Source organism: Pseudarthrobacter sp. GA104 (genome assembly GCF_009741265.1).
Classification (GTDB): domain Bacteria; phylum Actinomycetota; class Actinomycetes; order Actinomycetales; family Micrococcaceae; genus Arthrobacter.
Map to the genome: position 1 here is coordinate 2,019,033 of NZ_WOWL01000001.1, position 20,057 is coordinate 2,039,089.

General features: G+C 67.4%; 19 protein-coding genes. 10 read left to right on the forward strand and 9 right to left on the reverse strand.

Annotated features, from left to right (window positions below; genetic code table 11):
- Positions 1 to 226: 226 nt before the first annotated feature.
- The 5 genes from GK109_RS09190 to GK109_RS09210 all read left to right on the forward strand — a co-directional run bounded on the left by GK109_RS09190 (position 227) and on the right by GK109_RS09210 (position 5,095).
- The gene (locus tag GK109_RS09190; RefSeq protein ID WP_323057924.1) at positions 227 to 685 is read left to right on the forward strand and encodes a helix-turn-helix transcriptional regulator; all 459 of its coding nucleotides are present in this window, start codon (positions 227 to 229) and stop codon (positions 683 to 685) included.
- Entirely contained in the window at positions 673 to 1,095 is a 423-nt protein-coding gene (locus tag GK109_RS09195; protein ID WP_157239941.1) for a VOC family protein, read from the forward strand. The genes GK109_RS09190 and GK109_RS09195 overlap by 13 nt, the downstream gene beginning before the upstream one ends.
- A gap of 24 nt (positions 1,096 to 1,119) precedes the next feature.
- Positions 1,120 to 3,531: an excinuclease ABC subunit UvrA gene (locus GK109_RS09200; RefSeq protein ID WP_157239942.1), complete on the forward strand. Its 2,412-nt coding sequence runs from the start codon at positions 1,120 to 1,122 to the stop codon at positions 3,529 to 3,531.
- A complete protein-coding gene (locus tag GK109_RS09205; protein ID WP_157239944.1) occupies positions 3,528 to 4,100 on the forward strand; it encodes an MOSC domain-containing protein in 573 nt (190 codons plus the stop codon). Before GK109_RS09200 ends, GK109_RS09205 begins: the two co-directional genes overlap by 4 nt.
- Positions 4,101 to 4,369: 269 nt before the next feature.
- A complete protein-coding gene (locus GK109_RS09210) occupies positions 4,370 to 5,095 on the forward strand; it encodes an SDR family NAD(P)-dependent oxidoreductase (protein WP_370460495.1) in 726 nt (241 codons plus the stop codon).
- An 18-nt stretch (positions 5,096 to 5,113) separates the two neighbouring features.
- Here GK109_RS09210 and GK109_RS09215 read toward each other — a convergent pair whose 3' ends face one another.
- The 8 genes from GK109_RS09215 to GK109_RS09250 form a co-directional block, all read right to left on the reverse strand.
- Entirely contained in the window at positions 5,114 to 6,103 is a 990-nt protein-coding gene (locus GK109_RS09215; protein ID WP_370460496.1) for a cyclase family protein, read from the reverse strand.
- Positions 6,100 to 6,354, reverse strand: a complete 255-nt coding sequence (locus GK109_RS09220) for a hypothetical protein (RefSeq protein WP_157239946.1) — start codon at positions 6,352 to 6,354, stop codon at positions 6,100 to 6,102. The genes GK109_RS09215 and GK109_RS09220 overlap by 4 nt, the downstream gene beginning before the upstream one ends.
- 13 nt (positions 6,355 to 6,367) lie before the next feature.
- On the reverse strand, positions 6,368 to 7,705 hold the full coding sequence (locus tag GK109_RS09225) for a TRAP transporter large permease subunit (RefSeq protein ID WP_157239948.1): 1,338 nt from the start codon (positions 7,703 to 7,705) through the stop codon (positions 6,368 to 6,370).
- Positions 7,706 to 7,784: 79 nt separating this feature from the next.
- Positions 7,785 to 8,564: an NAD(P)-dependent oxidoreductase gene (locus GK109_RS09230; RefSeq protein WP_157239949.1), complete on the reverse strand. Its 780-nt coding sequence runs from the start codon at positions 8,562 to 8,564 to the stop codon at positions 7,785 to 7,787.
- Between the two features lie 21 nt (positions 8,565 to 8,585).
- Positions 8,586 to 9,215: a methyltransferase gene (locus tag GK109_RS09235; RefSeq protein ID WP_157239951.1), complete on the reverse strand. Its 630-nt coding sequence runs from the start codon at positions 9,213 to 9,215 to the stop codon at positions 8,586 to 8,588.
- A 30-nt stretch (positions 9,216 to 9,245) separates the two neighbouring features.
- Positions 9,246 to 10,250, reverse strand: a complete 1,005-nt coding sequence (locus tag GK109_RS09240; RefSeq protein ID WP_157239953.1) for a tripartite tricarboxylate transporter substrate binding protein — start codon at positions 10,248 to 10,250, stop codon at positions 9,246 to 9,248.
- A 46-nt stretch (positions 10,251 to 10,296) separates the two neighbouring features.
- Positions 10,297 to 11,799 (reverse strand): tripartite tricarboxylate transporter permease, encoded by a 1,503-nt coding sequence (locus GK109_RS09245; protein WP_323057934.1) that lies wholly within the window; start codon positions 11,797 to 11,799, stop codon positions 10,297 to 10,299.
- Positions 11,800 to 11,801: 2 nt separating this feature from the next.
- Entirely contained in the window at positions 11,802 to 12,305 is a 504-nt protein-coding gene (locus tag GK109_RS09250; RefSeq protein ID WP_157239955.1) for a tripartite tricarboxylate transporter TctB family protein, read from the reverse strand.
- 135 nt (positions 12,306 to 12,440) lie between these two features.
- Between GK109_RS09250 and GK109_RS09255 the strand changes: the two genes are divergently transcribed.
- The 5 genes from GK109_RS09255 (at position 12,441) to GK109_RS09275 (ending at position 17,319) form a co-directional block, all read left to right on the forward strand.
- Complete coding sequence (locus tag GK109_RS09255; protein ID WP_157239956.1) at positions 12,441 to 13,244, forward strand: IclR family transcriptional regulator; 804 nt, start codon at positions 12,441 to 12,443, stop codon at positions 13,242 to 13,244.
- Between the two features lie 124 nt (positions 13,245 to 13,368).
- Positions 13,369 to 15,030 (forward strand): alkaline phosphatase, encoded by a 1,662-nt coding sequence (locus tag GK109_RS09260; RefSeq protein WP_157239958.1) that lies wholly within the window; start codon positions 13,369 to 13,371, stop codon positions 15,028 to 15,030.
- Complete coding sequence (locus GK109_RS09265; protein ID WP_323057937.1) at positions 15,027 to 16,295, forward strand: alkaline phosphatase family protein; 1,269 nt, start codon at positions 15,027 to 15,029, stop codon at positions 16,293 to 16,295. The genes GK109_RS09260 and GK109_RS09265 overlap by 4 nt, the downstream gene beginning before the upstream one ends.
- Positions 16,296 to 16,368: 73 nt before the next feature.
- Positions 16,369 to 16,767 carry a nuclear transport factor 2 family protein gene (locus GK109_RS09270; protein WP_157239960.1) on the forward strand — a complete coding sequence of 133 codons (399 nt, stop codon included), beginning with the start codon at positions 16,369 to 16,371 and terminating at the stop codon, positions 16,765 to 16,767.
- 90 nt (positions 16,768 to 16,857) lie between these two features.
- On the forward strand, positions 16,858 to 17,319 hold the full coding sequence (locus GK109_RS09275; protein ID WP_157239962.1) for an SRPBCC family protein: 462 nt from the start codon (positions 16,858 to 16,860) through the stop codon (positions 17,317 to 17,319).
- Positions 17,320 to 17,448: 129 nt separating this feature from the next.
- On the opposite strand, the gene GK109_RS09280 is transcribed toward GK109_RS09275, so the two are convergent.
- Positions 17,449 to 19,917 carry a cation-translocating P-type ATPase gene (locus tag GK109_RS09280; protein WP_197432432.1) on the reverse strand — a complete coding sequence of 823 codons (2,469 nt, stop codon included), beginning with the start codon at positions 19,915 to 19,917 and terminating at the stop codon, positions 17,449 to 17,451.
- Positions 19,918 to 20,057: the final 140 nt, after the last annotated feature.

Below are 20,057 nucleotides of genomic sequence, written 5' to 3' on the forward strand. Positions count from 1 at the left end.
CGGGCAAGGTTGTTGACGGGGTTTTCGGGGTGTCTTTTGCCGGAGGCCACTGCTGGCTGGATCAGGCTTTGCCGGACAAACCGTTTACTCGAGCCCGCAAGCGGGCGAGGACCTCATTTGTTGGTCGGCGGGATAATCATACTCTGCGGAGGGGCGTCCTTTTATCGCCCGCAGCCCGGTTTCCGCGCTCTGGACAACTCCCCCGCCGCGTAGCACCATCTGAAAGGTGACCACCAGCCCCCTCTCCGATGCCCGCCTGCGCGAACTCAGGGACCTCCGCCGCGTCAAGGACCGGATCGACCGGGAGTATGCGCAGCCGCTGGACGTCGAATCCCTGGCCCGCGGGGTCCACATGTCGGCCGGGCACCTGAGCCGCAGGTTCAAGCTCGCCTACCAGGAAAGCCCCTACAGCTACCTGATGACCCGGCGCATTGAACGGGCCATGGCGCTCCTTCGCCGTGGCGACGTTTCCGTCACGGAGGCGTGCTTCGCCGTCGGCTGTTCCTCGCTGGGGACGTTCAGCACGCGCTTCACGGAACTCGTGGGAATGCCGCCCAGCGTATACAAACAGGAGGCGGCGATGTCGACGGCGGGCATCCCCGCGTGCGTGGCGAAACAGGTCACCAAACCGGTCAGGAATCGAGAAGCGTCCGCGCCGGAGCCGCAACTAGCATGGCTGCCATGAACAACATCAGCATTTCCTCTAGCTTCCTTCCGCACACCGATCCGGACGCCTCGCTGGCGTTCTACCGCGATGCCCTGGGCTTCGAGGTCCGCAACGACGTTGGCCGCGGCACCATGCGCTGGATCACCGTGGGACCCGCCGGCCAGCCGGACGTGTCCATCGTCCTGCACCCGCCGGCCGTGGACCCCGGCATCACCGATGACGAGCGCCGGACCATCGCGGAGATGATGGCCAAGGGCACCTACGCCACCGTCATCCTGTCAGCACCTAACGTGGACGAAGCCTTCGCAAAAGTGGAGGCGACCGGGGCGGACGTGGTCCAGGAGCCGGTGGACCAGCCGTACGGAATCCGCGACTGCGCGTTCCGCGACCCGGCCGGCAACACCGTCCGCATCAACCAGCAGCAGTAAGCCGCAGCGAGCCCAGGGAGACGCATGAGCACCGACACCGGGACCCACACCCAAGCCCATACCGAAAGAAATGGCGTGCACATCGCGGACACCCACGGCCTCATCCGCGTGCAGGGCGCGCGGGAAAACAACCTCAAGGACATCAGCGTCGAGCTGCCCAAGCGCCGGCTGACCGTGTTCACCGGTGTCTCCGGTTCCGGCAAGAGCTCGCTGGTGTTCGCCACCATCGCCGCAGAGTCGCAGCGCCTGATCAACGAAACCTACAGCGCGTTCGTCCAGGGCTTCATGCCTTCGCTGGCCCGGCCCGAGGTGGACTTCCTGGAAGGGCTCACGACGGCGATCATCGTGGACCAGGAGCGGATGGGCGCCAACCCGCGCTCCACCGTTGGGACGGCCACGGACGCCCATGCAATGCTCCGCATCCTTTTCAGCCGGCTCGGCTCCCCGTACGTCGGCCCGCCCACCGCCTATTCCTTCAACGTGCCCACGCGCAAGGCCAGCGGCGTGATGTCCACGGAGAAGGGCGGGCGGGTGGAAAAGGCCGTGGTCCAGCAGGCCGTCTACCTCGGCGGCATGTGCCCGCGGTGCGAGGGGATGGGCAACGTCAGCGACATTGACCGGACAGCGCTCTACGACGACGAAAAGTCCCTGAGCGAGGGCGCCCTGCTTGTTCCGGGCTACTCCATGGACGGCTGGTACGGGCGCCTGTTCGAGGGCATGGCGCTCCCCATGGACAAACCGATTTCCAAGTTCACCAAGAAGCAGCTGGACACGATGCTCTACGCGGAGCCCACCAAGATCAAGGTGGAGGGCGTCAACCTGACCTTCGAGGGGATCATCCCCAAGATCCAGAAGTCCATGCTGTCCAAGGACCCGGAGGCGATGCAGCCGCACGTGCGCCGGTTCGTGGAACGCGCGGTGACCTTCCAGACCTGCCCGGAGTGCCACGGGACCCGGCTGACCCGGCAGGCCCTGTCCTCAAAGATCAACGGCAAGAACATTGCCGAGCTGTGCCAGATGCAGATCAGCGACCTGGCCGGGTGGATCCGGGACCTGAAGGACCCCTCCGTGGCTCCCCTGCTCAAGGGCCTCCAGCACCTGCTCGACTCCTTTTCCGACATCGGCCTGGGCTACCTCAGCCTGGACCGGCCCGCCGGCACCCTCTCCGGCGGTGAGGCCCAGCGCACCAAGATGATCCGGCACCTGGGCTCCTCGCTCACGGACGTCACGTACGTCTTCGATGAGCCCTCCATCGGCCTCCATCCCCACGACATCGAGCGCATGAACCAGCTGCTGCTCCAGCTGCGGGACAAGGGCAACACCGTCCTGGTGGTGGAGCACAAGCCGGAAATGATCACCATCGCGGACCACGTCGTCGACCTCGGTCCCGGCGCCGGCACCCAAGGCGGCGAGGTCTGTTACGAGGGCAGCGTGGAGGGCCTGCGGTCCAGCGACACCATTACCGGCCGGCACCTCGGGGACCGCGCGTCCTTGAAGGACGCCGTCCGGAAGGCTTCGGGGGCGCTGGAGGTCCGCGGCGCGTCCACGCACAACCTGCAGGCGGTCGACGTCGACATCCCCCTGGGCGTCCTGACGGTAGTTACCGGTGTGGCCGGCTCGGGCAAGAGTTCGCTGATCCACGGCTCGGTCGCCAAGCGCGAGGGGGTGGTGGTGATCGACCAGGGCGCCATCCGCGGCTCCCGGCGCAGCAACCCGGCCACCTACACCGGCATGCTGGAGCCCATCCGCAAGGCGTTCGCGAAGGCCAACGGGGTGAAGCCTGCCCTGTTCAGCTCCAATTCCGAGGGCGCGTGCCCCACCTGCAACGGCGCCGGCGTCATCTTCACCGAGCTGGGGGTCATGGCCACGGTCGAGTCGCCGTGCGAGGACTGCGAAGGCCGCCGGTTCCAGGCTTCCGTCCTTGAATACACCCTCGGCGGCCGGAACATTGCCGACGTGCTGGCCATGTCCGTGACGGAGGCTGCCGCCTTCTTCGCGGAGGGCGAGGCCAAAACGCCGGCGGCCCGGACCATCCTGGACCGGCTCGACGACGTGGGGCTGGGCTACCTCAGCCTCGGCCAGCCGCTCACCACCCTTTCCGGCGGCGAGCGCCAGCGGCTCAAGCTCGCCACCCAGATGGCGGAGAAAGGCGACGTCTACGTGCTGGACGAGCCCACCACCGGCCTGCACCTCGCCGACGTCGAGAACCTGCTGGGCCTGCTGGACCGGCTGGTTGACTCCGGCAAGTCCGTGATTGTCATCGAGCACCACCAGGCGGTGATGGCGCACGCCGACTGGCTCATCGACCTGGGTCCGGGAGCAGGGCACGACGGCGGCCGGATCGTTTTCGAGGGCACGCCGGCTGGGCTGGTGGCCGACGCCTCGACGCTCACCGGCAAGCATTTGGCCGCTTACGTTGGTTCGCAGGTGGCATGACGGAGACCTACCGGTACGACGTCCAGATCCTGCACCTGCTGGTGTCACCGGGGCACGCCTACTTCGGACGGGCCCGGGACGGCGCCGCGGAGGTGCCGACGTTCGACGCCCAGGCCGCCGAAGTGGTGGCGGGCAAGGGCATCGCGGGTGACCGGTTCTTCGGAAAGGCCGCCCACATGGACGCCGCGGTGACGCTGTTCGCCGTCGAGGCCCTGGAAGCCATGGCCGCGGAACTTGGAGCCGGACCGTTTGATCCCCTGGCCACCCGCCGGAACGTGATCCTCCGCGGAGCGCACCTCGCTCCGCTGCTGGGGCAGGACTTCACCCTGGAGTCCGGCAGTTCCCGGGTTGGGCTCCACGGCGGGCGTCCCGCACACCCCTGCGCCTGGATGAACGAGGTGCTGGCGCCGGGAGGCCATGCCGCCATGCGAGGCAGGGGCGGGATCCGTTGCCGCGCCCTGTCGAGTGGCACCCTGTACCGGGGCCCGGCGGTCCTGGTCAGCCCCGTTCCGCTGGACCCCGGGCAGGCTGGCGTGCCGAGCCTGCTGCGGCCCGGCCGGCTGCCGTAGCTGGACTTCCGACGGCGTCACACACGGCACGCTTTTGGCCCACCACGGCCTCGGGGCCGCGGAAACCCGCGCCGCCGCCCCCGCCCGTTCCCCAAAAGCGTGTTTTGCGTGACGCCGTGACAGGTGGCCAGCGCAGCACATCTGATTGCACAACGGGTCCTGGCAGGGCACCCCTTGCCCGCAGCAACCGTCATAGCCTTGGAACATGCCCGCATTCCACGGACGCGGGAACATCGCCGTCGGAACAATGAACAACTGCTGGAGGGATAGTGCCGCGCATATTCATCACCGGTTCCGCTGACGGGCTGGGGCGGCACACGGCCGGGGCGCTGCTGGACGAGGGCCACGACGTCGTCGTCCATGTACGCAGCGCCGCCCGCCTTGGCGCAGTCCAGGACCTCCTGGACCGCGGCGCCGCCGCCGTTGTTGGCGACTTGGCCGACCTGGGGCAGTCGCGGGACGCCGCCGAACAAGTCAACCGGATGGGGCCGTTGGACGCCGTCATCCATAACGCGGGAGTGCTGCACGGCCCGGACGTCTTCAACGTCAATGTCGTGGCCCCCTACCTCCTCACCGGAGTCATCCACCGCCCGCGCCGGCTGATATATGTCAGCAGCGGCATGCACCGCGCCGGCCGCGCCGAGCTCGGGAAACTCGACGGGGGCGCCCGGACGGTGACCTACTCGGACAGCAAGCTTTACCTCACGGCCCTGGCGGCCGCCGTCGCCCGTTTATGGCCGGACGTCCTCAGCAACGCCGTGGACCCCGGCTGGGTGCCCACCCGGATGGGCGGCGCCGGCGCCCCGGACGATCTCCGGCTCGGTCACTTGACGCAGGAGTGGCTGGCCACCAGCGAGGATCCGGCGGCGCTCACGAGTGGCGGCTACTGGTTCCACCAGCACCGGCAAGACCCGCACCCGGCCGTCCACGACGAGGCGTTCCAGAACAAACTCCTGGACCACCTGGCCCGGATCACCGGCGAGCGCCTGGCCTGACCCAAAGCCCGCCGGGGATCACATCACCGCAGTGGCGTTCGCGGGTGATCCGGTTCCGCCGGTGATGTTCAGCGGCTTGACGGTGATGAAGGCGTCCCACTGGCCGGCAACCCGCATGTGCCGGGTCAGCGGACCCAGCCGCCACAGTTCCCCCAGCGGCAAGCCCAGCTTGGCCAGCAGCTGCTGGTGCATCATGCCGTGGTCGTTCGGTGCTGAATCGAGGTAAGGGCTGGCGGGCAGTGCGGGCAGGCATTCGAGGGCAAAATTGTCCGCCGCCAGGAGCGCGAGCCGGCGGTCCCATGCCCACGCAACGAACTCCTCGGACTGGGCCACGCCCGTTGCCCGCCTGCTGTCCCGCATGCGCTGCTTCTCCTCCGGCTGCAGGCCAAGGAACCATTCGCACCAGCCCGTATGCAGCATGAGGATGTCGCCCTGCCGGAGGCTCGCGGACTGGGCGGCCATCGCCCCCTCGATCAGGTCAAGGCCCAGGGGTTCCCCGGCGGCGTGGTCAATCGGAGCACCCTGCCCGGCGCGGTACCCGGCCAGGTCCACCAGCACTCCCCTCCCCACAATGGGACTGTCCGCCCATTCCTGGATGCCGAGGTCCGGCGTGCCCTCGCTGATGCGGTCATCGGGCGTGCCGTTGTAGAAACCGGCGTCGTCCGCCCGGCGGTGGCGCAGCCCGTCGATCTGGCTGGATCCCTGCAGGTAGTACCCGTCAAGATAATCGTCGCGGTGGGCCGGGTGCGAGGAGTAGATGGTGTGCCGGGGGGCGCTGCGCTTAAGGGACATGCCCGGGTCGAAGGCATCCGCCGGATAGTCCAGGCCAAAGGCAGTTCCGGTCCGGATGCAGTCCCGCGCGTCCCGCACCGTTTGGGGAGTAATGAACGACGGCGTCCCCCGGGTTGGGTCCGGAAACAGGCCCCAGGAGGTCCCGGCCAATGCGCCCTCCCGGCGGAGGAGTTCAGCGAACGTCGGGTGCCGTCCGTCTTCGGCAGCAGGACTCACCGTGCCCCCGCTTCCTGGGGCTGATCCTGGTCCTGGCGGCGTTTGTAACTGAGCAGGAACCCGGCGACGGCACAGATGGAGGCGGCGATGCAGATGGGCGCCTTGATGGTGCCGTTGAGCAGTGTCAGCCACTCGCCTTTGCCGGCCGCCAGGGCGATGGCCTGCCCGGCCACGAACACGACGCCGCCGGCCAGCAGCACTGCCAGGGTCAGGACGAAGAGGACTTCGATGGCCCTTCGGATCGGTTGCATGTGTCTTTTTCCTTTAGATGGGCAGGATGCCGAGGATGATCAGGACGCCGATGCCCAGCAGCGGCAGGGCGTAGTGGGTCAGCAGCCGGAGGAATGTGGTGATCGGGTCCACGTCCGCTATGCCGCACGCCACGTACAGCGGGGCCCCTCCCGGCGGGACCGCCGCCTCGCAGGAGGAGAAGACAAGGACGGCCACGGCCGCCGTGGTGGCCGGGACACCTGCTGCCACCAAGGCGGCCACACCGACGGTTCCGACGGCCGCCATGGTCGCCGTCGCCGAAAGGGGCGCAGCCACGGCGATGACGATCAAGCCGATCAGGATGGCCAGGATCCACAGCGGCAGGTTCATCCCGTTGAGCAGTTCGGTCATCTGCTTGGGCAGGCCGGTGGCGGCGAGGGCGTTGGCACCGGCGAAGGCGAACACCACGGTGACGCCCACGATGCCGAAGCGCGGCGCGGACTCCTCCAGCAGCGCCCACCAGGCCCGGCCATCGGCGGGCAGCTTCTTCCGGCCCAGCAGGACGCCGGTGATGATGAGGACCACGGGGATCCAGACAATCACGCTGACCGATCTGGTGACGTCTCCGCCGGTCCAGTCCGACAGTCCCTTGGCGATGGCGCCGGAGGTGATGACCAGCGGGATGGCCACCACCACGAACAGCAGCAGGGTGGACCAGCCGCGGCCGAACGCTGCCCGGACAGGCAACCGGTGCGCGGCGTCAAGCGGTGCCATGCCGCTCTTGCGGACCAGGAGCCAGGTGACAATCAGCCGGTGCACGAAGCACCACAGGCCGCCGAACAGCAGCGGAAGGACCAGCGCATTGATGTCCAGCAGGGGCCCCACCGTGGCGGAACCCACCAGGACGAACATCGAGGCACTGAACGGAAACGTGATGCCCATTCCAGCGTTCCCCGCCACAAGCGTGGCCGCCGAGGGCTTGTCCAGCCGGGACTTTTCCATCCACGGGATGGTCACCGATCCCACCGTTGCGGCGATGGCGGCCTGGTTGTGGACCACGCTGCCCAGTCCCGCTGATGCCACGGTGGAAACCCAGGCCGGCCCGCCTTTGACGCCGCCGATCAGGGAGTTCAGCAGGTCGATCAGCCGGTCCAGCACGCCGGTCCTGTCCAGCAGGTAGCCCATGAACACGAACGCCATGGTGGCGTAGACGATCTCGTCCGTGATGGCCGAGTACAGCGCCGCCAAGCCGATTTGCGCCGCAGCCGCCCCGGTGAACGGAAGCACGGCCAGGAACCCGAGGATCATGGCTTCCCCGACGCTGCGCTTGAGCACGGTGGTCCACAGCAGGATGACGGCAAGGTAGGCGCCGAGTGCCCAAATGCCGATCATGCTGCTGCTCCTGACGGCGGTACGCCGGTTAGGTGGTGAGTCACGTAATACCCGTTCCTGATTCTGCCCGACTCCGGGCTCAGCGCAAGGCCGGCGCTGATTCCTGGGCGATGCGGCCAAGGGCGGCAGCGGACGCGGTGGTCATCTCGGCGGGCACTCCAAGGTCGCCGAGGTAGCCGGCGGTGTCCCGCATCTCCTTCGAGCGGCGGACGGCGTGCTTGGCAGTCCCGGTGAGGAACCGGTCAATCACTGCCTGCCCGTCACCGGCCAACTGGTTCGCAATCTGCGCGCGGATCCATTCTTCGAGCCCGGCCGCCCGGCCCGCGGTGACTGCCTCGACCACCACGGAGGCCAGGCCCTTCATCAGGACGCTCCGTAGGAGTTTGTGCGCCATGGCCGCCCCGGGTTCCCCGTCAGCAATTTCGACGTCGACGCCAAGGGGGCTGAGCAGCCGGGCCACCGCCTGGGCACCCTTTCCGCTGACCATCAGGGGCGTCCTTTCGCCCAGTGCGGAAACCGGTCCCAGGATGGCGACGTCGGCGAAGGCGGCTTTGCTTGGCAGCTGTCCGAGTTCCTGCATGACTCCGGGGGAGGATGAGGTGAAGTCCGCGTAGCAGCTGCCTGTTTCGAGGACCGGAAGGCACTCCCCGGCGACGCTGCGCGCCGCGGCGGCACCCGTCATCACCAGGACAATGTCTGCTCCGATGCAGGCTTCGGCGGCAGTCGCCGCGCGGGTGACGCCGGCGGGGGCGGTGGGCGCAACGGGATCAAAGCCCGTGACCTTGTGGCCGGCGGCGTGGAGTGCCGCGGCGTAGGTGGCGCCGGCTTCGCCGAGGCCAATAACGGTTACCGCTGTCATGGTTTCTCTGTCTTTCTTGCGTTAGTGGCGGGCAGCGACGATGGTTTGGCGGCGGCTGGTTTCATCGGCGAAGACTGCTTCGGCGGCTTCGGCGACGGCGGCTGCCTGCTCCCGGGGAATCACCACGACGCCGTCTGAGTCGCCGACGATGACGTCGCCCGGCAGGACGGGGACGCCGCCGAAAGCGAGCGGCGTCCCCAGGCGGTAGGGGCCGTTCTTGTAGGGGCCGGCGGGGGAAGTAGCCCGGGCGAAGACGGGCATGCCGATCTCACCCAGCGCCTCGGCGTCGCGCGCTGCTCCGTCAAGCGCGAAACCCGCGATGCCAAGGTTGATGGCACGTTCACCAATGAGTTCACCGAGCAGTGCGCGGGAGGAGTCGCCGCCGCCGGCCACCACAATGACATCGCCGGGCCGGGCCAGCTCCAGCGCCTTGTGGATGCCTTGGTTGTCCCCCGGCCGGGTCCACACCGTGAAGGCAGGCCCGGCCAGGTTGGCACCTGGCCAGATCGCCTGGATGGCGGAGTCGGCGACGCCAAGCCGGTCCATGGCGTCGCCGATGTTGGCGGCCGGCAGTTTGGCGAGGCGTTCCACAACGTCCCTGGCGGGGCGGGGGAAATCGGCGTCGATGATGTCGCTTGCTGGTGTTGTCATGATGGCTTCCGTCCGGTGGTTGCTGGAGGGTCAGTCGGTTTTCTGGACCAGCGGGAGGACCTTCTTGAAGTCCTCTTCCTGCCCGGCCCAGAACTGCTTGTAGTCGTTGCCGGAGAGGTAGCTGGTCTGCAGGCCGAGGTCGTTCATCTTCTGCACGACGGACGGATCTTCGATGGCCTTCTGGATGGCAGCCTCAAGCTTCGTTGCTACGGCTTCAGGCAGTCCGGCGGGGGCGGAGTAGCCACGGGCGGTCCCCGCTTCAACTTCGTAGCCAGCTTCCTTGAACGTGGGAACGTCCGGCAGTGAAGGGGACCTCTCGGACGTCATGACACCCAGGACGCGGGCCTTGCCCTGCTTGGTCAGGTCCGTCACGTCGCTGACGTTCGCCACCAGGATGTCAACGTGCTTGCCCAGGAATGCCGTGGTTGCCTGTGATGCGCCTTCAGAGAAGTGGACGGGTGCGAACTCCGCACCGGTCACCTGCTGGATCTGCGCCATGGCGAAGTGCTCGCCGGTCTGCAGGCCGGTGGTGCTCGCGGTCATGGACTTCGGGTTTGCCTTGGCTGCATCCAGGAGCTCCGTGAGCGTCTGGTACGGGCTGTCCGGCTGGACCGCAATGACGGCGGGGTCGATGACCTGGCGGCCCAGCGGCTGGAAGCTGTCGCGGGTGTACTTGGCGCCGCGGGCTGGATCCAGGGGTGATACGACGACGGACGGGGAACCGGTGGCGCCGATGGTGTAGCCGTCCGGCGCCGCGCTGGTCAGCTGGGTGTAACCGATCTGGCCGCCGGCGCCGGGCTTGTTGATGACCTCCACGTTGGTGCCGAGTTCCTTTTCCAGGATGGGCTGGATGAGCCGGGCGGCCGTGTCCACGGCACCGCCCGACGAGAAGGCGACCACGAGGTCGATCGTCTTGCCCTTCTTCGGGAAGTCGCCGGCGGAGGCGTTGGTGGCTCCGGCGTTGGCGCCACAGCCGGTGAGTGCAATCAGGGATGCTGCCGCGATGGCGACGGCGATGCGGGAACGGGTTTTCATGGTTCTTCTCCTTTGAAGGGGTGTTGGGGGCAGTACCGGAAGGGGTTTAGGTTTCGGGGTCTTCATTGAGCGCTTTCGGCTTGCGGAGCTTGAGCATTGGGCTGAAGACGATCAGCAATCCCAGGCCGATCAGGACTGCTGAGATGGGGCGGCTGGTGAAGATACTGAAGTCGCCCTGCGAAATTTCGAGGGATTCGCGCAAGGAGCGTTCCATCAGCGGGCCGAGGACCAGGGTCAGCACCATGGGTGCCAGCGGGATGTCCAGGTGCCGGAGGGCGAGGCCCAGGAGCCCGAAGCCGATCATCACGAAGACATCGAAGACGCTGAAGTTGATGGTGTAGGCGCCGATCACCATGAAGAGCAGGATCAGCGCGGTCAGGATCGACGACGGGACACGGAGGATGGAGGTCCAGAGGCCCACCAGCGGAACGTTGAGGACCAGGAGGAGGAGGTTTCCGATGAAGAGGCTGGCGATGATGGCCCAGGCGATTTCGGAATGTTCGGTGAACAGGGTGGGGCCTGGGGTGAGGCCCTGCTGGAGGAAGGCGCCCATCAGGACAGCGATGGTGGGCGACGCCGGAATGCCGAGGGTGAACAGCGGGATCAGGGCGGCGTTGGCATGGGAGTTGTTGGCCGTTTCAGGGCCGGCAACACCTTCGATGGCGCCCTTGCCCAGTTCGCTGCGGTGGCGGGAGAACTTCTTCTCGGCGCCGTAGGCCAGCAGGGACGAAACGGAGCCGGTCATGCCCGGGATGAGTCCCAGGCCGAAGCCGATCCCGGTGCCGCGGGCCATGGCCGGTGCGCTCCGGCGCCATTCCTTGCCGGTGGGAAGCAACGAGCGGAAGTTCGGGGCGTGCACCGTGGGCGTTGCCGTGCCCTTGCGATAGGACAGGAGTTCGGAGAGACCGAAGACGCCCACAATCACGGCAACGAAGCTGACGCCGTCGAGCAAACGGTCCATGCCGAAGGTGAACCGGGGGGCACCGGCGACGGGGTCGATGCCCACCATGGCGATCAGCAGGCCGAGGGCACCTGAGATCACCGCCTTGACCATCGATTTGCCGGCGAGCGCAACAAGCAGGGATATGCCCACCACCATCAGCGCGAAGAATTCCGGCGGCCCCACGAGCAGGCCCAGTTCCCCGAGCGGCTTGGCCGCCGCCACCAGGCCGATGGTGGCCACAGTTCCACCCACAAACGATCCGACGGCGGCGATGGTCAGGGCGGCTCCGGCCTTGCCGATCTTGGTCATTGCGTAGCCGTCAATGGTGGTGATGGCGGAGGCGGCTTCGCCGGGAGTATTCAGCAGCACGCTGGTGATGGTTCCCCCGTAGGCGGTGCCGTAGAAGATGGCACAGAGCATGATGATGGCACCGGTGGCATCCAGGTTCAGGGTGAGCGGGATGAGAAGTGCAACGCCGGCGACGGGACCGATCCCGGGCAGGACCCCGATGATGGTGCCCAGGAGGCAGCCCAGGAAGGCAAAGAGCAGGTTCTGCCAGGTCATGGCGGCGGCAAAGCCGCCCATAAGTTCGTTGAAGATATCCACGACTAGAGTCCGATCGTGTTCAGCAGGGGGAAGGCCGAGACGGGCAATGACACGTTCAAGCCGTAGTTGAAGGCGTAGAACGCGCCCACGCTGCCAGCGAGCGCTGTGACCAGGGAGGAGACCCAGCCCCGGCGGCCGCGCAGCTTCAGGTGGTACAGGAGGAAGAAGAACATGCTGAGCTGGAAGCCGATCAGGTCCATGACGGCCGCTAGGATCGCTAGGCTCAGGACGACGGCGGCCACCAGTCCGCGGTCAACGCCTTCCGCCGTTTCGCTGGGACTGCGGAGTTCCTGGAGCAGCCACAAGACGGCCATGGCGGCGAGGACCGCGCCCATCGCGAAGGGGAACAGGCCAGGGCCTGGTCCCAGGGAAGTCCAGAGGCCGAGGCCGAGCGAGCTGACCAGGACGTAGACGCCGACGGCGGCGAAAGCGCCGATCCCCACGAGCACGGAGGGGGCCACCCGGCCAGTGCTCGTTGGTTTGGTCATCACTGACTCCGTTGTCATTGGTTCCTTCTTACTGTGCGTCGTTTTCACGCTGCGTCATTGCATTCCACAGAATGAAACTATATTGCGTACAGAGAAATAGTGACAGCAGACACACGCGCTGTCAAGCGCAAGGAACTTACATAGAATGAAAGGATGGCTACGACGACACCCACGCCCGCGGGCAGCCCGGCAGACGAGGGCCCCAAGGCCTCGAACATGCGTTCCCTCTCCCGCGCCATGGAGGTCTTCGCGGAACTGCAGCGCGCCGAGCGCCCCCAGCGGCTTAGCGACCTGGCCAGGAACTGCGGCATGAGCCTGCCCACCACGCTCCGGATCCTGCGGGTGCTGCAGGATTTCGGCATGGTGAGCCAGACAGACAAGTCCTACCGGATCGGGCCGGCCGTGCTACCGGCAGCAAAGAGCTTCCTTGAGAACGATCCCTTGGCGGTTGCCGGACGTCCGGTCCTGCAACAGCTGGCAACGCAGACCGGCATGTCCGTTTCTCTCCATACCCGGCTCGGGAACGAGCGGATCCTGGTGGCGCGGGTTCAAGGCAAGGCGCCCATGCAGTACGACCTTCCCTTGGGTAAACGCCTGCCACTGACCCGCGGCGCGGCAGGGAAAATCCTGATTGCAGACGCTTCTGACGCAGAGCTCGAACAGGTCGTGGCGGCCGCGATCGCCGCCGGCCATGAGGAGCCGGGATTCACGGTTGAGGAACTGCGGTCGCGGCTGCCCGGGCCAGGCCTGGACTACGCGTATTCCGCGAACGAGCGCGTCGTGGGCGTGCTCTCCGTCGGGGTTGCCTTGACCAACAGGGCAGGCCGCGCCAACGAGGCCATGGCGCTGAACTGCCCGGCAGAGGCGACGACCGAAGAGAAAATCAAGGCCAATGTCCCGGAGCTGCGACGCGCCGCCCGCAGGCTGTCGGAACTGCTCGAGGGCTCCGTCTATTAGGAGGCTTGCAACCGGCCCCAGGGCCTGAAGGGGGCGAAACTGCAGGCGAACCTCGGTGGGACGTTTGGTGAACATCCGGCAAAATCCGCCAATTGCGCCGCACGGGGCGTTGATACTGGAGTACATGCCTTTTGTTACCCGCCAGTACGGACAATCGCCCACTCGACGCCAGGTCCTCCGCGCAGGCGGCCTTACCGCGGCCGTCGCCGGAGTGGCGCCCCTCGTCTCGAGCCCTGCCCAGGCGGCTGATCCGCTGTTCGCGCATGGGGTTGCCTCCGGCGATCCGCACCCGGACAGCGTGGTGCTCTGGACCCGGGTGACCCCCAGCCCGGAAGCCACACCCGGCTCGGGACTCGGCCCCGCCGCAACAGTGAACTGGGAAGTGGCGGCCGACCCCGCCTTCACCAGGATCGTCTCGAAGGGCTCGGTGAAGACCGGGCCGGAGCGTGACCACACCGTGAAGGTGGTCGCCGATCGCCTGCAGCCGGGCACCCCCTACTGGTACCGCTTCACAGTGGGCCGCGGGATGTCCGCCACAGGCCGGACCAAGACGGCACCGGCGGCCGGGGCCCAGGTGGAGCAGCTCCGCTTCGGCGTCGTCTCCTGCGCGAACTACCAGGCCGGCTACTTCAGCTCCTACCGCCACCTCGCCCAGCGCGGGGACCTCGACGCCGTGCTCCACCTCGGCGATTACCTCTACGAGTACGCACCCGGGGAATACCAGGCGAGGGACGTCGTCGTACGCCCGCACGATCCCGCCGTCGAAATGACCACCCTCTCGCATTACCGGCGCCGGCACGCCCAGTACAAAACAGACGCCGACCTGCAGGCCCTGCATTCGGCTGCACCCTCCATCGTCACCTGGGACGACCATGAAGCGGCCAACGATGCCTGGAGCGGAGGAGCGGAAAACCACACCGAGGGCGCAGAGGGGCCCTGGGCCGAACGCCGCGCGGCTGCCAACCAGGCCTACGCGGAGTGGATGCCCGTGCGCTACCAGCCCGGAGGTCCGCTGTACCGCCGCCTTGATTTCGGGGCCTTGGCCAGCCTGTCCATGCTGGACCTTCGCTCCTACCGCAGCAAGCAGGCCGCCAACGGGCTCGACCCCGCGGTGGACAGCCCGGACCGGACCATCACGGGAGCTGCGCAGATGGACTGGCTGCTGGGCAACCTTACGTCCGGCGGACCGCAGTGGAAGCTGGTGGGCAACCCGGTGATGATAGCCCCCGTCCGGGTTCCCTCGACGCTCAGCCTGGCCGAACTGGCGGGGGTCCAGAAGCTCATGGGCGGCACCACCGTCGACGGCGTCCCCTACAACGTGGACCAGTGGGACGGTTACGAGGCGGACCGGAGCCGGGTGGTCCGGCACCTGCGGGACCAGGCAATCAAGGACACCGTTTTCCTCACCGGCGATATCCACTCCGGGTGGGCCTGCGACCTCCCCGCCGATCCCCTGACCTACCCCACCACCGGCGATTCGGTGGCGGCGGAACTGGTCTGCACGTCGGTGACCAGCGACAACCTCGACGACATACTGAACGCTCCACCGCGGACCTCCTCCCTGGCGGTGGAGGCGGCCATCAGGACGGCCAACCCCCACGTGAAGTACCTCGACTTCGACTCGCACGGCTACTCCGTCCTGGATGTCACTCCTGCGGGAGTCCGGATGGACTGGTACGTCCTTGCCGACCGGACTGCGCAGGCCTCGGCGGCCACGCTGTCCACCTCCTTCAGGGTCGGTGCCGGCACCGGCAAAGTCGTCGCGGCAACCGGCGGCGCGCTGTGAACCCGGACCGCCGCCAGTTCCTGCGCCTCGCCGGCGCCGGAAGTGCCGCCGTCGTCCTTTCAGCGGCGCCCGGCACGTCGTGGGCCGGCCCGGCGACGAATCCCGGCACCGCCCGGACGCGCACCTATGTCCTTGTGGTGGACGGCTGCCGGCCGGACGAGATCACCCCTGAGCTGACCCCGCGGCTCGCCGCGCTGCGGACGCAGGGCACCAACTTCCCTGCCGCCAGGTCGCTGCCGGTGATGGAGACGATCCCGAACCACGTCATGATGATGACCGGCGTCCGGCCGGACAGGTCCGGAGTCCCCGCCAACTCGGTTTACGATCCCGCCGAGGGGGCAGCCAGGGACATGGACCGCGAAACCGACCTCCGCTTTCCCACGCTGCTTGAACGCCTGCGCGACTCCGGCTTCACCACCGCCTCCGTCCTGAGCAAGAAGTACCTCTACGGAATCTTCGGCACGCGGGCAAGCTACCGCTGGGAGCCTTATCCCCTGCTGCCCGTGACAGGACACGCGCCGGACGCCGCGACCATGGACGCCCTGCTGGCCATCGTTAGCGGCCCCGACCCGGACTTCACGTTCACCAACCTCGGCGACGTTGACCGGATGGGGCACTCGGACCTGACCGGGACCACGCTGCAGGCCGCACGCACGGCTGCCCTCGCGGACACCGACCTGCAGGTGGGCCGGCTGGTGGACCACCTGGTTGATACGGGCAAGTGGGAGTCCAGCGTCCTGGTGGTGCTTGCGGACCACTCCATGGACTGGTCACTGCCCACCAATGTGGTTTCGGTGGACCTGATCCTCCAGGCCCGGCCGGACCTCCGGTCCTCCATCACCGTGGCCCAGAACGGCGGTGCGGACCTGCTGTACTGGACCGGCCCCTCGGAGCAGAAGGCGGCCGGCCTCCAGGCCGTGCGTTCCCTGGTCGAATCACACCCCGGCGTGCTGTCGGTGCAGGCACCTGCCGAGCTGCGGCTGGGGGCGGAGGCCGGCGACCTGGTGGCCTTCTGCCGTGCCGGCTGGCGGTTCTCGGACCCCTACATCGTCTCGAATCCCATACCCGGCAACCACGGGCATCCCGCCACCGAACCCATCCCGTTCTTCATCTCCGGCGGCAGCCCCCGGGTGCTCCGCGGCCGGACGTCCTCTGATCCTGCGCGGACGGTGGACGTGGCCCCGACCGTCGGTGCCCTTTACGGGCTCAAGGCGCCTTCGGGCGGCTACGACGGCGTTGCCAGGACGACGGCGTTCAGCGGCTGAGGAGGCGTGAGGACCGCAGCCGGACCGGAGGAAGGGGTCGCAGCGGCCGAGGTGCCGGGATCATACTGGTGGCATGAGCGATCGCGCCGATTTCCTGGACTGGGTGAGGACCGAGCTGCACGCTGCGGAACTCGCCATTCATAACGGTAATGCCGCCCCGCGCAGGGCACTCTGGTCCCGCAACGAACCCGTGAGCGTCCTTGGTGCATGGCGCAATGCCTTCGGACAGCAGGAACTGGACGACTTGTTCACGGGCCTTGCCAGGCAGTTCTCCAACTGCACTTCGTACAGATTCGAGTTGCAGGCCTACGACATCGTGGGCGACATGGCATATACGGCGGGCCTGGAACACACTTCAGCCTCAGTCGACGGCGAACCGCGCAGCTACGTGCTCCGGGCAACCCAGATTTACCGCCGCGAGGACGGTGCATGGAAGGTCGCCCACCGGCACGGCGACACAGTAACCGGCTGAGGTCCCGCGGCCATTCCGCGGCCATTGCATTCGATGTCGCATGGGGGGAATCTAAAGTTATCCGCGGCCTTGAGCATTGGAGGGATCCTCATGCCTGAACGTCACATCACGGTGCAACGTAGTATTCCCGCGTCCACGGGTTCCCTGTGGGCCCTGTTTGCAGACTTCCCCAATCTCGCGAGTCACTGGAACGGCGTCAGGGCCACCAGACCCCTTGGCAGCAAGACCAGCGGCGTGGGTGCTCGGCGCCGCGTCGACCTGAAGCCGATGGGCAGCATGGATGAAACCGTCACCGTTTGGGAGGAGGGTCGCAGGGTGGATACACGGAATCAACCCAGCGCGTTGGTGCCGTTCAAGCAGGCCGAATCCACGCTTACGCTGGAGCCCGATGGCGGCGGGACGTTGGCCACCTTCGACTACCGGTATGTACCCCGCGGTGGCCCCGTTGGCCGGTTCACCGGGCCGTTGATCGACAAGATGCTGACTGCGACCTTTACCGACATGCTGGCCACCGCGGAGAAGGCTGCCCTCGCGAGGGGCAGCGGGCGCTGAACCTCGCCTGAAGCTGAGTACGCCTGGCCGCCTTCAACCACAGCTTGCAGACGGGAAAGCAGTGCCACCTCCGCCTGCATGGTTTTGGTGCCGCGCCGCTGGAAAGTTCGATGCTCTTGGCCCGGGCACCTAACGGCTGCCGGCCGGGGCCAGCGGCCGGGCCGGGCGGGCGGTGGTGGCCTCGGGCGTTTCGGGCCGGGGCAGCCGGAGCCTTTTGAGCAGCAGGGCGTTGACGGCGACCAGGAAGCTGGAACCTGACATCGACAGGGCCGCGATCTCGGGGCTGAGGACGATCCCGGCGAACGCGAACACCCCTGCCGCGATGGGCAGGGCTATTGCGTTGTATCCGACAGCCCAGCCCAGGTTTTGGCGCATCTTCCGCAGGGTTCCTTTGCCGATGCGTAGGGCGATGGGCACGTCCAGCGGGTCCGAGCGCATCAGCACGACGTCGGCCGTTTCGATGGCCACGTCGGTGCCGGCACCGATGGCGATGCCAAGGTCAGCCTGGGCCAGGGCTGGGGCGTCGTTGACGCCGTCGCCGACCATGGCGACTTTCTTGCCCTCCTGTTGCAGTTCGGCGATCTTCGCTGATTTGTCACCTGGGAGCACTTCCGCGATGACGGTGTCGATGCCGAGCTGGCCGGCGATCCTTTGGGCGGTGGCTTCGTTATCGCCCGTGAGCATAACGACTTCGATCCCGGCCTCGTGCAGGGCAGCTATCGCCGCCGGCGCGGTTTCCCGGGCGGCGTCCGCCAGGGCCACCACGGCCGCGGCACGGCCGTCGACGGCGACGAGCACGGCGGTCCGTCCGGTTCCTGCCAGCTCGCTGCGCACCGCAGCCAACGGCCCCAGTTCGATGTTCTCGTCTGCCATGAGCTTGCGGTTGCCCACCAGGACCTTGCGTCCCCCTACGGTTGCGCCGGCCCCGTGGCCGGGAACGTTCAGGAAGTCGCTGGCGTCCAGGGCGGCGGCGCCGTGTTCCTCGGCGTGCCGAACCACTGCCGCGGCGAGGGGATGTTCGGATTCCTTTTCCACGGCGGCGACCAGGGCCAGCAGTTCTCCTTGGTCAATGCCCTCAACGACGACGTCGGTGACTTCCGGTTCGCCCTTGGTGAGAGTTCCGGTCTTGTCCATCACGACAGTATCGATCCGTGCGGAAACCTCCAGGGCGGTGGCGTTCTTGAACAATACGCCGCGTTTGGCCCCGAGCCCGGTTCCGACCATGATGGCTGTCGGTGTGGCCAGGCCCAGGGCGTCCGGGCAGGTGATGACGACGACGGTGATGGCGAACAGCAGCGCGGCCTGGACCCCCGCGCCGAGGGCGAGCCAGGCCGCGAACGTCACGGTTCCGCCGACCAGGGCGACCAGGACCAGCCAGAACGCGGCCCGGTCGGCCAGCCGCTGGCCGGGGGCCTTGGAGTTCTGGGCTTCCTGGACGAGGGCGACGATCTGGGCCAGGGCGGTATCGGCCCCGACCTTGGTGGCCCGGACCCGCAGGGTGCCGCTGGTGTTGATGGACGCGCCAATCACCTCGGAGCCGGTGGTCTTGGCGACCGGGAGGCTCTCCCCGGTGACCATGGACTCATCAACCTCCGATTGGCCCTCTTCGACCTGCCCGTCGACGGGGATTTTGGATCCTGGCCGGATCAGCAGCAAGTCCCCCACCAGGACTTCGGAGGTGGGGATCTCCACTGTCCCGCCCTCGCGGATGACGACCGCGACCGGAGGTGCGAGTTCGAGCAGGGTCCGGATGGCCTCATTCGCCCCGCCGCGGGCGCGCATTTCAAACCAATGGCCCAGCAGCACGAAGGCGGCCAGGACGGTGGCGGCTTCGTAGAACACTTCCCCGCCGCCGGTGAGTGTAACCCACACGCTGTAGAGCCAGCCCGTGCCGACGGCAATCGCGACCAGGACCATCATGTCCAGGGTGCGGGCCTTCAGTGCCCGGTAGGCGCCGTCGAAGAAGATCCAGGCGGAGTAAAAGATGACGGGCAGGGACAGGATCAGGGCCATGACGTCATCGCGGAGCCCGAACGGTGTCGGGGCGGTGAAGCCGAGCATGTCCCGGCCCATCGGGGACCAGAGCGTCACACCGATGGACAGGACGGCGGCCACCAGGAACCGGTTGCGCATGTCCCTGACCATGTCATCCATCGACATCCCGGCGTGGTGTCCGCCGTGGCCCATCATCTCCTGCGGGGTTCCGTGCATCGCCCCGTGGCCGGCGGGGCCGTGGCCTGCATGTTCGCCGGCCGCCGGATGGGCATGCCCGGCACCCCGGGTCCTGGCCGGGGCGTGCAGGGGCTCGTCCATGGGGTAGCACACGTGATCCGGGACCGATTCGCCCCGGCAGTGGTATCCGCAGTCCCGGACCCATCCGGAGATCTGCTTCACGGACGTCAGTGACGGGTCGAACTTCACGGTGGCGGTCTGGGCGACGGGGTTCGCATCGACGGCGGTGACTCCGGGCCGCTGCAGCAGCACGCGTTCAATGACCGCTTTGGAGGTCGCCCAGTGCAGGCCCCGCACCTCCACGACGGTGCTCTTCAAAGGAGCGTCTACTGCTCCGTCGGCGGTGGCCTTCCTGTCAGCAGTCATCGCGGGTCCTTTCGCAGGGTTGTCCGGGAAGGCAGCGGGCGTTTCACCCGTTGCCGGACCTTCACCGCGTGGGAGCAATGCACCACTGCCCTACCGTTCACTATCGTCCTTGGCGCCGGGAAGCGTCAGAGTCTTTGGTC